This is a genomic window from Bacillus mesophilum (assembly GCF_008923265.1).
GTDB classification, from domain to species: domain Bacteria; phylum Bacillota; class Bacilli; order Bacillales; family Cytobacillaceae; genus Cytobacillus; species Cytobacillus mesophilum.
Genome location: NZ_WBOT01000003.1, coordinates 435,738 through 449,605, shown reverse-complemented (window position 1 = coordinate 449,605; position 13,868 = coordinate 435,738). Strand labels below are relative to the sequence as shown.

Genomic DNA, 13,868 nt, shown 5'->3' with positions numbered 1-13,868 from the left:
CAATGTTTTAGATTAAAAACATTGGCACTGTATATACTACGCTTCAAAACGCTTTTTGGTTTCAGCTAAAAGCAAATGATAAAGAATATCTGCCACTTCCTGTGTATCATGGCGGATGATTCCGCCTTCATAGCTGACGATCTCACCTGGTATTACCTCAAGTCCTAACTCATGAAGCCGATCTACATCGTAAAAAACAGGCTTCGCCATTTCTTCAATATATTTTTCCTGCACGTGTGCAGGTATATTCTCCTTGTTAACGAGAATGGTATTCATAAATGCTGAATTCATATGATCATATATGGCTTTAACATGATCACTTGCCGTGTAATTATGAGTTTCACCAGCCTGAGTCATCAAATTGCATATATAGACTTTTTTTGCTCGTGAACGGCGTACCTCATTGCCTAGCTTCGGCACAAGCAGATTAGGCAGGATGCTTGTATATAGACTGCCTGGACCAATAATAATCATGTCAGCCTGTCTTATAGCATGGACCGTTTCAGGTAAAGGCTGGATTTGTTCAGGCTCAAGAAAAACCCGCTTAATTCTCTTTCCAGAGTACGGTATTTTGGACTCACCCGACACAATTGTGCCGTCCTCCATCTCCGCTTTCAAAATGACACTCTGATTAGCCGCCGGAAGCACTTTGCCTCGTACATTTAAAACTTTGCTCATCTCTTGAATGGCATGAACAAAATTCCCTGTAATCGATGTCATGGCAGCCAATATTAAATTCCCTAATGAATGACCTGCAAGTTCATTGCTTGTTGAAAATCGGTGCTGAAACATTTCCTCAATCAGCGGTTCAACATCAGAAAGCGCCGCTAACACATTGCGAATATCACCAGGAGGCGGAATATTTAAATCATCTCTCAGCCTGCCTGAACTGCCGCCATCATCAGCTACGGTTACAATAGCTGTAATATCAACAGGATACTTTTTCAGTCCTCTTAAGAGGACTGGCAGTCCTGTGCCGCCGCCAATGATGACAATCCTCGGCTGTCTGTTCATTTTGTCTTTTCCTTTCTCCTCTCAATGTCACGATGCGTAATTTTCGTATGATAATCCTCTTGAAAGAAGTGGCCCAAATATTCAGCAAGCGCAACAGAACGGTGCTGGCCGCCTGTACAGCCAATGGCAATGACAAGCTGTGATTTTCCTTCTCTTTTATAATGAGGAAGCATGAAACTCAGCAATTCAGTCACTTTTTCAAGAAATTTTGTTGTTTCAGTCCATTTCAGCACGTAGCTTGAAACCTCTTCATCTAACCCCGTTTTGGGACGCATATGGTCGATATAATGCGGGTTAGGCAAAAAGCGAACATCAAACACAAGATCCGCATCGATTGGAAGGCCATATTTAAAGCCAAAAGACATGACATTGACAGTAAAGATGGTTTTTTTATTCACTGAAAATTCCATTAGTATTTTTTCACGAAGTTCCCTTGGCTTCATAGAAGAGGTCTTATAAATAAGCTGTGCTCTTCCCTTCAGTTCTTCAAGCAGTTCGCGCTCAAGCTTAATGCCTTCAAGAGGCAGCCCTGATGGCGCCAATGGGTGAGACCTTCTTGTTTCCTTATACCTGCTTACGAGCGTCGAATCGTCAGCGTCTAAAAAAAGAATCTTAGGTGTGACCCATGATTTTTCAGCCAGCTCGTCTAACGCTTTAAAAAGGTGATCAAAAAACTCACGGCCGCGAAGGTCCATTACCAGCGCAACCTTATTCATCTTATTCCCGGATTCCTTCATCAGTTCAAGAAATTTTGGCAGAAGAGTTGGGGGCAAGTTATCAACACAGAAAAAACCGAGATCTTCAAAACTTTGAATTGCTACTGTTTTTCCTGCTCCAGACATACCTGTAATAATAACCATTTGTGTTTCATTTATTGAACCCGTACTCATCATTATTCCCCCCCGAAACTGCTTCGATTTTTATAGAACATTAACTAGGATCGAGCCTATAACTGATCAGTTCAAAATCTGGTGTATACGTAAATGTCCCGTAAATCATACCATTTCCATGAATCATGTAGTCCAAAATGTGATAATCACCAGCTGCCATCGGCAAATCTTTTATATCCTCCAGCTTATGCCATGAAAGCTTTCCTTCCTCAGACTCATCCACATTAAGTCCATCAGATTCCTGCGCCATAAAGGTGAACATCATCCATTCAGACAGCACCTTATCGCCATCCTTCATAATAAAAGTGAAAATGCCTTTTATATTCGGATTGCGCAAGTAAATACCTGTTTCCTCCCGAAATTCTCTAATGCAAGAATCTCTAACCGATTCTCCCGGCTCCATTTTTCCGCCAGGCGCAACCCACCAGCCGCGTCTCGGTTTTTGAAGAAGCAACACTTTATTTTCTTTTAACAATACACAATTGGTGACCCTTTGCACTACTTTCACCTGACCTTTATGACCGGGCTGCATTACCCAAAGCCCACATTATGCCGTTTTTATATTCCTTTTATTATACTATGTTTGCAGGACAGCGACAACGATTGACTGCCGCTGCCACAGCTTTTATCCATTTTCAGCTAATCGGTCTTGTTCTAAAACAGACAGCTCTAGACGAAGGTTTCTTTTTATTTGTATTTTATACCAAGTTATTTGAACGCAAAAAAAAGGAGCCCAGCTCTCACTGTGCTCAACAAGATTTATATCTTAAAAAGGGGGTCAATTTCTATTCTTATATTACCCGAAATTTGTTTCACTAACGTTACAGCACAGTTAAAACATAATGACTTTTTGTAAAGTCTAATCTAACATTTGAGTTTATGCTTTAAAAAACGTGCTGATCAAAGTTCCACAGACTATTTTGCTTCTGCTTTAAAACTCTCCTGCAGCTCTTCAACATAATGCTGAACACTTTGAGCAGCGATGCTTCCATCACCTGTCGCTGTTACGATTTGACGCAATGTTTTCTCACGAATATCTCCTGCTGCAAAAATGCCAGGCATTTTTGTTTCCATTCGCTCGTTTGTTTCAATATAGCCATTTTCATTTGTAATGCCAAGGCTTTCAAATGGCTTTGATAAAGGCACCATACCGATATAAACGAAAACACCGTCTGCTTTAAATTCTTGTTCTTCGCCATTCACAGTGGAAACAAGTGTTGCACTGCCCACTTTACCGTCTTTTTCATTGATTTCTTTTACCGTATGATTCCAGATGAAATCAATCTTATCATTGTCAAATGCACGCTGCTGCAAGATAGCTTGTGCTCGAAGCTCATCACGGCGGTGAACAATTGTCACTTTGCTTGCGAAACGAGTTAAATAAACTCCCTCTTCAACAGCAGAGTCTCCTCCTCCGACAACAACTAGCTCTTTGTTTTTAAAGAATGCCCCGTCACATACTGCGCAATAAGAAACGCCGCGTCCGCCAAGCTCTTTTTCTCCAGGAATGCCAAGCTTTTTATACTCTGCACCAGTTGTGATAATCACAGCACGGGCTTTATATTGCTTTGAGCCTGCAATAACTGTTTTATATTCGCGTCCGTCAATAATTTCTTTAATATCGCCATATGCATATTCCGCACCAAATTTCTTCGCATGATCAAACATTTTTGTAGAAAGCTCAGGTCCAAGAATATGCTCAAATCCAGGATAGTTCTCTACTTCTTCAGTGTTTGCCATTTGCCCGCCAGGAACGCCGCGCTCTAACATTAAAGTCGTCAGGTTTGCACGAGATGTATAAACAGCTGCCGTCATTCCGGCAGGGCCAGCTCCAGCTATAATGACATCATAAATTTTTTCTTCCGCCACAATACTTCCTCCTTATATAAAATGTGCAGGAGATTACCCAGCCGCAGTTTATGCTGCGCTTCTTATTTCCATACCCATTTATTAGCTTCTCCATCTAGCATGATCCTATAAAAAATCGGTTTGCACGTTTCTTAATCAGCCTGAATGGCTGATGCCAAGCATTTTTCGGAAGCAAATTTCACTGCCGATTATTTTTCTTAATCATATAAAAATGAGCAGATTTCGTCCAAAAATCTGCTCATTAAAGGAAATTATTTACCAATTTAATGTATTTTCCTAAAGTAGAAACGGAAATGCCATACTGTCCAGCCAATTGTGCCTGTGAAACTTTTTCACTGCGCATCTTTTTCCAAACATACTCAAGCGCGGCTGCCCAGGCTAACTTATTTTTAATAAGCACACTGTTTTTTTCCATTTCAATAAATACAGTAAACCACAGCAGATAAAGACCAGCTTCCGTTGTGCCAATCGGATGATGATTTTCATATAGCAGCTGGGCAATTTCATGCGCGCCAACTGCTGAACTCTTCGCTGAACCTGTTGTAATGTAGGAAACATACTCTTGTTCAAGGGCAGATAATTTCTGGTTTTTCTTAATGCCTGCCGATAAAAGCAGTTCATCCCTCTTACTAGAAACCGAAATTAAGAATAGAGCAAACATTCTTTCCTCTTTGTAATCACTCTTCAGCTTTTTTTGAATAGAAGAAGGATGATCTTCAAATCCATTTTGCTCTTGTTTCTCTTCGTTCCACGGCTCAAAGCCCTCTTTATCAGGATTCATTTCGACTGCTTTTTTCCAAGTAGAGCGGGCAATATCCTCTCTCCCGGTAAAATAAGCCGCATAAGACAGCCAATAATAGAATGGCCCATCACCGTCAAAACCTGATTTTTGCAGCTTCCGAAGCCATTGAAACGCCGCTTCATACTCACCGGTCAACGCAAAGGTTGCTCCAAGCTTAAACTGATGCTCAGCAGACATCGGCTTAATTTTCTTTAATGTTTCTTTTAACAGCTTGATCTCTGCAAAACTGCGCTGATAAAAGGCAAAAACAAGCCTGTTGCATAAAGCATGCAAATTCCCTGGATTCTCTTCCAGCACTTTATTTAAAATTTCGGAAGCCTTCTGCACTTCCCCTAAATAAAAATACGCAAGCGCCAGATTATTATAAGCGGACCAATATTCCGGATAATCTTCAATGACAGACGTTAAGATTTCAACTGCCTTTGGAAAATGGCCTGATTCCAGCAATTCTCTAGCCTGCTCCTGCTTAATAATAAGGTCATCCTGCTCATACAGATCCTCATCAAGTTCCTCGGCCTCCAGTGTTAATAAATCAAGCAAATCCTCTGTATCATCAGAAAACTCCCCATCATCATTTAACTCCAGATAAAGATTCGCATGCTGATAAGCATCCTTAAAAAAGCCCATATGAGCATAATTGTTAGCTAAAAAATAATGACACTCACTCATGTTTTCATCCAGTTCTTCCAGAATCATATGAAGCAGACGATTCGATTGCTGATGCTCACCCATCTCTGAATAAACAATCGCAAGCTGACATACAATCATCGGCTCACCCGGCTCCAGCTGCATGGCACGCTGTAAATACTTTGTTGCTTTATAAAAATCCCTGCGATGATAAGCCTTTACTCCTTTTGAAAAGTAATACTCACCCGAAGGATTAAACGACAATAACTTTCCCATCTGATGTCTCGCTTTAGAGTCTTTACTCATGAAATCCTCCATCATACATATTAACTGTAGTAGTATATCATATGTACAAGCATTAGGAGAAGGGCTTGGGGGATGTAATTTGGTTTGGGGGATTAGAAAAGAATAATAACTGATTCAATTCAGTATAAACTATAGTACACACGACTTCTCCCATTACCAGAATGAGGAAGATTCATCTTTTTCAGAAGTCTACTTGCTGTCTGCTCCGAATCCATGTAAGTAAATTCACGAAATTTTTGATTTGTCAGTGGTGAATCGAATAATAGGAAATAATCCTCCACTGCTTTGACATGCGCGTTTATATCTATCTTGCAGCAATTCGGGCATTTCCATGTCCCATGCTTGCGCTGCATTGGCGTGTGACCACAATCAGTACAGCGTACGCCCTTCTGTACATCCTCTTGAGTGAGCTGATTGGCCTTTAAAACATCATATGTTTCCCGACAATGAAGTTTTAACAGCATTTTTGCCATTTTCTTCACTGCATTCTGTTCATGAATGACAATGTGATACTTCATATTGAGGCGTTCAATTTCTTCAATTAGATATTGTGCATGAATCATTTTTGAGATCGCATATTTGGAATTTGTTTTCAGAATAGTAGAGGGTTTGCTGATTGTTACGAGGTACTCGACCGGCAAGTGGATTACTTTAGTTTTAAATACTTTTTCTAAATCTTGCTTTTGATATTTCGCCTGCTGTACCGGGTTTTGATAGCCTTTCACTTCTCCATCCGGTGTTGTTTGAATCAGCTGATTGCAATTAACATCAATAAAAAGTTCACCTGCCAGATTTTTGACTTCAATAATTAAGGCATACTTATCTGTTAATAGCAGCGTGTCAATCTGAAAGTAATCGGAGTTCATTTTCAATCTTAAACTGTGGAGAATGCAGTAATCATTTTTGGGTAATTTCCTCAAATAATAATCAATCGCCTTTTCTCCATAATAACCAGCTAGCCTCGATTTCAACTCCCCTTCTAAAATAACTCTTTTCTCAGGGGGCAGGGTTACTCTGTCTAATAAGGTTTGAATTTTAAGAATCCGAATGGGTATTTCCCTTTCTTTTATAATCAATTCATCACTTCCTTTAAGGTTATATTTGCTTATTGGTTTGAAGTATCCTTCCTTTTGGATAAATCCTCACAGAAAGTTCAAAAATGAGTTAGTTTTAGAAGGTTTTTTAAAATCACAATTTGATTTCCGATCGTTTTTTGGAATTACTGATTAAAATGCGTGTGGATTCTTGTTAAAATGCTTTTTCCAGCTCTGGAATTGGTTTTCATGGACCAGATTTCTGCTTTTTTGCTTGAAAGCTGCACTATTTCGAGCTTTTTGCTCCTTTGTTTAGTCCGTTTCTTTCTTGGGATAGGGAGTTCCTATCAAATTTTCTGCGTTTCCTATCAAAATATTTCTTTTTCCTATCAAAATTGTATGGTTTCCTATCAAACTTCTGAAGTTTCCTATCAAAATTTCCGGTTTTCCTATCAAATCGAATTTCCAGACGGAAAATTACCTTTTTTAGTTCAAATTTCTTCCTTTCCACCTGGTAACTGCATAATTTCGAGCTTTTTGCTCCTTTATTTAGTCCTTTTCTTTCTTGGGATGGGGGATTCCTATCAAATTTTCTGCGTTTCCTATCAAAATTTATTGGTTTCCTATCAAATTTTTGAAGTTTCCTATCAATATTTCCGGTTTTCCTATCAAATCGAATTTTTAGACGCTAAATTAACTTTTTCTAGTTCAAAATCCCACTTTTCCCTATCAAACCGCATCTCCCCCCAACAAAAAAACCGCCCGCTCTACTCAGCGGCCGGTTTCTCGTGTCTTTTCTCCAATACCTTCAATACGTCTCCAAATGGGAGGTCCTGTTCACGCAATAGGACAAGCAGGTGGTACAGCAGATCTGCGGATTCCCATTTCAATTCTTCTTTGTCACGGTTTTTTGCAGCGATAATGACTTCGGAGGCTTCTTCGCCCACTTTTTTCAGAATCTTATCTACGCCTTTTTCAAATAAATACGTGGTATAAGCACCTTCCGGGCGTTCAGCTTCGCGATCACGAATCACTTTTTCAAGTTTTCCTAAAATGCTGTAATCTGCGGGGGCATCTCTCAAAGCTTCCCCCTTATAAACACTCTCCTCAAAGCAGCTCTCTGTCCCTTTATGACAAGCAGGTCCAGCAGGCTGAACAAGTACGACTAACGCATCACGGTCGCAATCGAGTTTCATTTCTACGATTTTTTGCGTATTTCCGCTTGTTGCGCCTTTGTGCCAAAGCTCTTGTCTTGAGCGGCTAAAGAACCAGGTTTCGCCCGTTTCAAGCGATTTCTCATAGGATTCTTCATTCATATATGCGAGGGTCAGCACTTCTTTTGTCTCGGCATGCTGAACGATTGCCGGGATGAGTCCATTGCCATCAAATTCAATATTCATCGGATACACACTCCTCTTTGTTTCACACTTTCCTTCACTTCTGCTACAGAGGTTTCTTTATAGTGAAAAATAGAAGCTGCCAGAGCGGCATCTGCCTTGCCGTCCAGGAATGCTTCCGCAAAATGGTCAGCGTTTCCTGCACCGCCTGAAGCGATAACCGGCACGGTAACAGCCTCGCTGACCGCTTTAGTTAAGTCAATGTTAAAGCCCTTCTTTTCTCCGTCTGCATCCATGCTTGTCAGCAGCAGTTCGCCGGCACCTCTTTCGACCGCTTCTTTTGCCCATGAGATGACATCTCGCTCTGTCGCTTTGCGGCCGCCGTGTGTGTACACCCGCCAAGTGCCAATTTCTTCATCATACTTCGCATCTATGGCAACGACGATGCATTGTGAACCGTAAAAGCTGGCTCCTTCAGTAATCAGCTCTGGACGCAGAACGGCTGCTGTGTTTAATGAAACCTTGTCAGCTCCTGCCCGTAAAATGCGCTTCATATCTTCAAGCGAGTTGATGCCGCCGCCGACGGTAAACGGAATGGCGAGTTCAGAAGCAACAGCCTTCACTACCTCCACCATTGTTTGACGCCCTTCATGTGAGGCTGAAATATCTAAAAACACAAGCTCATCGGCTCCCTGTTCATCGTAAAAACGAGCGAGTTCAACTGGATCGCCAGCATCGCGGAGCTCCACAAACTGAATTCCCTTTACGACTCTTCCTTCCTTTACATCAAGACAGGGAATGATTCTTTTCGTCAGCATAACGCCACCGCCTCTTTCACTGAGAACCGCCCTTCATATATGGCTTTCCCAACGATGGCACCAGCAACTCCCTGATCTGCATACTTCTTTAAAGCAGCAAGATCTGCAAGACTGCTGACACCGCCTGAAGCAATTACCTTCTTGCCTGTTTCCGCTGCAAGCTCACAAACAGCTTCCACATTTGGTCCAGACAGCATACCGTCAGTAGCGATATCAGTAAATATAAATGTTTCCGCTCCGGCATCAGCGAAGGTTTTTCCAAGCTCAACTGCTTTTACTTCTGAAGTTTGGAGCCAGCCATGTGTAGCTACAAAGCCATTTTTCGCATCAAGTCCAACAGCAATCTTCTCTCCATATTTACGGATCATTTCAATCGCAAACTCTGGGTTGCTGACAGCAATGCTCCCGATAATGACGCGGGAAATTCCGCGATCCAGATAATGAACGATGTCTTCCTCCGTGCGGATTCCGCCGCCAATTTGCACTTTCGCGTGCAGCTTCTGTGCCGCTTCCACAACAAAACGGTCATTGATTCTTTTGCCGTCTTTTGCTCCATCAAGATCGACCATGTGAATCCACTCTGCCCCCGCATCAGCAAATGCTTTCGCCATGTCAAAGGGTGAATCTCCGTATACCGTTTCCTGATCGTAGTCTCCTTGCAGCAGGCGCACACAATTGCCGGCACGCATATCAATTGCGGGATAGATTGTAAAACTCATCTGCGGTACTTCCCTTCTCTGTCAGCTTTGTAAAATTACGCAATAACTGCATGCCCATCGCACTGCTTTTCTCCGGATGGAACTGCATGCCGAATACATTTTTCTTGCCCACTACTGCGGCAACATTTACATCGTAGTTTGCTTCAGCAAGCACAACGTCTGACTGATCAGCATCCACATAAAAGGAATGCACAAAATAAACATAGTCTTCATCTACACCTTGCAAAAGCGGAGAACCTTGATCAAAACGAAGCTTATTCCAGCCCATGTGAGGCACTTTATAAGGTTCTCCTTTGCGATCTACACCTGAGAAACGGATGACTTTTCCCGGCAGCAGTGAAAGACCATTCGTTAATCCGTTCTCCTCGCTGCTCTCAAACAGCAGCTGCATGCCAAGGCAAATTCCTAAAAACGGCTTACCTGTTTGTACATACTCGTGGATCATTCTCGTTAATCCGTTTTCGTTCAGAAGGTCCATCGCATCTTTAAATGCACCGACACCAGGCAAAATGAGGCCATCCGCCTGCCTTAATCTCTCATGATCGTCTGAAATAAAAGTTTCAACACCTAACCGTTCCAGTGCTTTTTCGACGCTGAACAAATTGCCCATTCCATAATCAATGATGCCGATCATTTACAACATTCCTTTCGTGGATGGAACTCCTTTTATACGAGGATCGATGGTCGTTGCCTCATCAAGAGCACGTGCCAGTGCTTTAAAAATAGCTTCGATAATATGATGCGTGTTTTGCCCGTAGTGTACGATCACATGCAAATTCATTCTTGCCTCTAATGCAAGCTTCCAGAGAAATTCATGAACCAGTTCGGTATCAAATGTTCCAACCTTCTGGCTCGGAAATTCTGCTCGCATTTCTAAGTGAGGGCGGTTGCTCAAATCAACCACTACCTGTGCTAATGCTTCGTCCATTGGCACAAAAGCATTTCCGTAGCGCTTAATTCCTTTTTTATCACCTAGAGCTTCCTTCAGTACATGACCTAGGCAGATTCCTATGTCCTCTGTCGTATGGTGGTCGTCTACTTCGGTATCGCCGTCAGCATTGACAGTCAAGTCAAATTGGCCGTGTTTGGCAAAAAGGTCCAGCATGTGGGTTAAAAAAGGCACTCCTGTTTGTAAATCACTTCTGCCTTCTCCATCTATATTTAATGACAATTGAATTTTTGTTTCGTTTGTATTTCGAGTGATATCTGCTGTACGAGTCATGTTATTTTCCTCCTATTTAAGCCGCGATTCAACGGCACGAGCATGTGCTTCAAGGCCTTCCATTCTGGCAAAAGCAGCAATATCTTCAGCATTCTTCCGCAATGCTTTTTCACTGTAGTAGATAATACTCGATTTTTTCACAAAGTCATCGACACTTAATGGACTAGAGAAACGAGCTGTTCCATTTGTCGGCAGTACATGATTGGGTCCGGCAAAATAATCACCCACAGGCTCTGAGCTGTATCTTCCCATGAAAATGGCACCGGCATGGCGAATGCTTCCCAGCAGTGTCATCGGCTCTTCCGTCAGCAGTTCCAGATGCTCAGGAGCAAGCTGATTCACCAGATCTACTGCTTCATCCATTGAATCTGTTACATAAATGGCACCGTAGTTTTCAATCGATGATGCGGCGATTTCTTTGCGCGGCAGGGTTTCGAGCTGCTTTTCTACTTCCAGTTTTACGTTTTCCGCTAACGTCATGCTGTCTGTAACGAGAATGGCACAGGCGCGTTCATCGTGCTCAGCCTGTGATAAAAGATCTGCAGCCACTTCTTTTGGAAAAGCTGTTTCATCTGCAAGAACAACAATTTCACTCGGTCCGGCAATCATATCAATATCCACATCTCCGTAAACTTCCCGCTTGGCAAGAGCGACATAAATATTGCCTGGTCCTGTGATTTTATCAACGGCAGGAATAGTCTCTGTTCCGTACGCAAGTGCTGCAATGGCCTGTGCTCCGCCAACCTTGTAAATCTCCGTTACTCCTGCTTCATTGGCTGCGACTAAAACAGCTGGAGGCAGCTTGCCTGTCGTGCGATCAGGAGGAGAAGTAATCACAATCTTACTGACACCGGCAACCTGGGCAGGAATCACATTCATCAGCACCGAAGATGGGTAGGCTGCTGTTCCACCCGGCACGTATAAGCCAGCAGAATCCAGCGGTGTTACCTTTTGTCCAAGCGTCGTACCATCGGCATCTGTTGTGATCCATGATTGGATTCGCTGTTTCTCATGGAAAGCACGAATATTAGCTGCTGCCCGCTGGATGATCTCCTTTTGCTCTTTCTCCAGAAGAGTGTAGGCTTCTTCAATCTCTTCAGATGTTGCCAAAATAGAGGACAGCGCTATGCCATCAAATTTTTCCGTATACTTTAGGACAGCTGCATTCCCATTTTTCCGTACATCAGCTATGATGCTCTGAACGGCAGCACGCTGCTCGTCCGTTCCGCTATCAACAGAACGCTGAATAGAAAGGTTCGCCGTTGCTTTTAATAGTTTCATCATGCGGGCTCTCCTTTTTGCTTAATAACCTCGCTTAACTTTTCCACGATTTCTGTAATGCGCTCGTCCTTGATCCGATAGCTGACGCGGTTGACAATTAATCTCGATGTAATGTGCTCTATCACTTCGTACTCAACTAGACCATTTTCAACTAACGTACGGCCTGTGGAAACGATATCCACAATTCTGTCTGCAAGACCAATCAAGGGTGCAAGTTCAATCGAGCCGTTCAGCTTAATGATTTCAACCTGCTCTCCCTGCTGACGGAAATAGGCTGCGGCCACATGCGGATATTTTGTCGCTACCTTTGGCGCCACTTCGTTCATTTTGGTATTCGGCAGACCGGCTACAGCCAGGTGGCAGGCACTTATTTTCAAATCCAGCAGCTCATATACGTCACGCTCTTCTTCGAGCATAACATCCTTCCCAGCAATCCCAAGATCAGCCACGCCATGCTCCACATATGTCGCCACGTCCATTGGCTTTGCTAAAATAAAGCGGAATTGAGCCTCAGGAACATCGATAATGAGTTTTCTGGAATCATCAAACTCTGGCGGCAAAGGGAATCCTGCTTTTCTGAGGAGCTCTGCTGCTTCTGTAAAAATTCTCCCTTTTGGCATCGCAATCGTCAGCAGATTATTCATTGCATTGACTCCTTTCCGCTTTTTCCTAATAAATAAACTATATCTTCATATTGCTTTGTATTGGCATCCAGATCGTGAACACCGCTTATATCCTGCAGCACGACCTTTTTCCCGGAAGCTCTTTGTTCACCTGCAAGCTGAAAGGCTTCTTTTCTTCTTTCTGCACTAAAAAAGATGGCGTAAAGAGGTTCAGCCGCTTTTGTCTCTTCTAACGCTTCGAGCAGCCGATTGAAACGGATCGCAAACCCTGTTGCACCTGTATTTTTGCCGAACTTACCCAGCAGTCCATCGTATCGGCCGCCATTGCCAATCGGGAAGCCAACCTTTTCTGCGTAGGCTTCATAAACAATCCCTGTATAATAGCTCATATGACTGACTTGCGTTAAATCGAACTTAACGATATCCTCATAGCCATAATCAGCTATGATATCCCAAAGCTGGCGCAATTCTTCAACCTCTTCTGTTCCCTGCCCATTTTCGAGGATATCAAAAGCAGCAGGTATGGTCTCATCCTGCCCTTTTAGATGAAGGAAACGAAGCAGGCGCTGCTTATCGATCGATGATAGAGATAGATTTTCAACATGCATCTTAAAGCCCACATAGTTTTTCTCATATAGGAACCTGGTCAGTGCCTCAACTCTTTCCTCTGTACCTACAATTTGCTGAAACAGCTTACGGACAAATCCTATGTGTCCAACAGATAATTGGAATTCCTGCAATCCCGCTGCTTTAAGAGCAGAAATCATAAGGGCGATTCCTTCTCCATCCGCACTAATGGTAGAGTCTCCTATACACTCAACCCCGATTTGTTCAAATTCAGCCGGTCTGCCGCCCTCTCTTTGCTGTGCGCGGTAAACATTTTCCGAGTATGCCAGCCGAATCGGGATATTCCTTTTTAACAGTTTCGAAGCTGCTACTCTCGCAATTGGAGCGGTCATATCCGGACGCAGCACCAAGGTGCGCCCCTGCTGATCAAGAAGTTTAAACAGCTGCTGCTCCATAATTGCGGATGCAGCTCCTACAGTTTCATCATATTCCAGTGCTGGTGTAGCTATAAATTGATAGCCCCAGCTTCTCATTTCATTTTCAACTGATGCACGGACATTTCGTTTTATTTCATAAAGCTTAGGCAAGGTATCTCTCATGCCTAATGGCTTTTCAAACATATATAATGGACTCATTCTGTCGTCACCTCTGCCAAATCCTTTAGTTCGCTACCATGCTAATAAAGTGAAGTTATTAGTTAGTTTACATCTGATAGTGTGAAGCGTCAATGAAAAACTCTTTGTTTTCGGAAAAATAAGA

General features: G+C 42.7%; 14 protein-coding genes. All 14 read right to left on the bottom strand.

Annotated elements, in window-relative coordinates:
• Positions 1–36 precede the first annotated feature (36 nt).
• The gene (locus tag F7732_RS11795; RefSeq protein ID WP_151574060.1) at positions 37–1,014 is read right to left on the bottom strand and encodes a gluconeogenesis factor YvcK family protein; all 978 of its coding nucleotides are present in this window, start codon (positions 1,012–1,014) and stop codon (positions 37–39) included.
• Positions 1,011–1,904 (bottom strand): RNase adapter RapZ, encoded by an 894-nt coding sequence (gene rapZ / locus F7732_RS11790; RefSeq protein ID WP_066442625.1) that lies wholly within the window; start codon positions 1,902–1,904, stop codon positions 1,011–1,013. Before rapZ ends, F7732_RS11795 begins: the two co-directional genes overlap by 4 nt.
• A 40-nt stretch (positions 1,905–1,944) precedes the next feature.
• Entirely contained in the window at positions 1,945–2,403 is a 459-nt protein-coding gene (locus tag F7732_RS11785) for an NUDIX hydrolase (RefSeq protein WP_151574502.1), read from the bottom strand.
• 416 nt (positions 2,404–2,819) lie between these two features.
• Entirely contained in the window at positions 2,820–3,773 is a 954-nt protein-coding gene (gene trxB / locus F7732_RS11780; protein ID WP_151574059.1) for a thioredoxin-disulfide reductase, read from the bottom strand.
• A gap of 241 nt (positions 3,774–4,014) precedes the next feature.
• Positions 4,015–5,508, bottom strand: coding sequence for a tetratricopeptide repeat protein (locus tag F7732_RS11775; RefSeq protein WP_151574057.1), 1,494 nt, complete (start codon positions 5,506–5,508; stop codon positions 4,015–4,017).
• A gap of 119 nt (positions 5,509–5,627) precedes the next feature.
• Positions 5,628–6,584: a nuclease-related domain-containing protein gene (locus tag F7732_RS11770; RefSeq protein ID WP_161598870.1), complete on the bottom strand. Its 957-nt coding sequence runs from the start codon at positions 6,582–6,584 to the stop codon at positions 5,628–5,630.
• 725 nt (positions 6,585–7,309) lie between these two features.
• Positions 7,310–7,942, bottom strand: coding sequence for a bifunctional phosphoribosyl-AMP cyclohydrolase/phosphoribosyl-ATP diphosphatase HisIE (hisIE, locus tag F7732_RS11765; protein WP_151574053.1), 633 nt, complete (start codon positions 7,940–7,942; stop codon positions 7,310–7,312).
• Entirely contained in the window at positions 7,939–8,697 is a 759-nt protein-coding gene (gene hisF / locus F7732_RS11760; protein WP_151574051.1) for an imidazole glycerol phosphate synthase subunit HisF, read from the bottom strand. The genes hisIE and hisF overlap by 4 nt, the downstream gene beginning before the upstream one ends.
• The gene (hisA, locus tag F7732_RS11755) at positions 8,691–9,416 is read right to left on the bottom strand and encodes a 1-(5-phosphoribosyl)-5-[(5-phosphoribosylamino)methylideneamino]imidazole-4-carboxamide isomerase (protein ID WP_151574049.1); all 726 of its coding nucleotides are present in this window, start codon (positions 9,414–9,416) and stop codon (positions 8,691–8,693) included. Before hisA ends, hisF begins: the two co-directional genes overlap by 7 nt.
• Positions 9,388–10,050 carry an imidazole glycerol phosphate synthase subunit HisH gene (gene hisH, locus F7732_RS11750; RefSeq protein ID WP_151574047.1) on the bottom strand — a complete coding sequence of 221 codons (663 nt, stop codon included), beginning with the start codon at positions 10,048–10,050 and terminating at the stop codon, positions 9,388–9,390. Before hisH ends, hisA begins: the two co-directional genes overlap by 29 nt.
• Positions 10,051–10,638 (bottom strand): imidazoleglycerol-phosphate dehydratase HisB, encoded by a 588-nt coding sequence (hisB, locus tag F7732_RS11745; protein WP_151574046.1) that lies wholly within the window; start codon positions 10,636–10,638, stop codon positions 10,051–10,053.
• Positions 10,639–10,650: 12 nt separating this feature from the next.
• Positions 10,651–11,919 (bottom strand): histidinol dehydrogenase, encoded by a 1,269-nt coding sequence (gene hisD / locus F7732_RS11740; RefSeq protein WP_151574501.1) that lies wholly within the window; start codon positions 11,917–11,919, stop codon positions 10,651–10,653.
• Positions 11,919–12,563 carry an ATP phosphoribosyltransferase gene (gene hisG / locus F7732_RS11735; RefSeq protein ID WP_151574045.1) on the bottom strand — a complete coding sequence of 215 codons (645 nt, stop codon included), beginning with the start codon at positions 12,561–12,563 and terminating at the stop codon, positions 11,919–11,921. Before hisG ends, hisD begins: the two co-directional genes overlap by 1 nt.
• On the bottom strand, positions 12,560–13,744 hold the full coding sequence (locus F7732_RS11730; RefSeq protein WP_151574044.1) for an ATP phosphoribosyltransferase regulatory subunit: 1,185 nt from the start codon (positions 13,742–13,744) through the stop codon (positions 12,560–12,562). The genes hisG and F7732_RS11730 overlap by 4 nt, the downstream gene beginning before the upstream one ends.
• Positions 13,745–13,868: the final 124 nt, after the last annotated feature.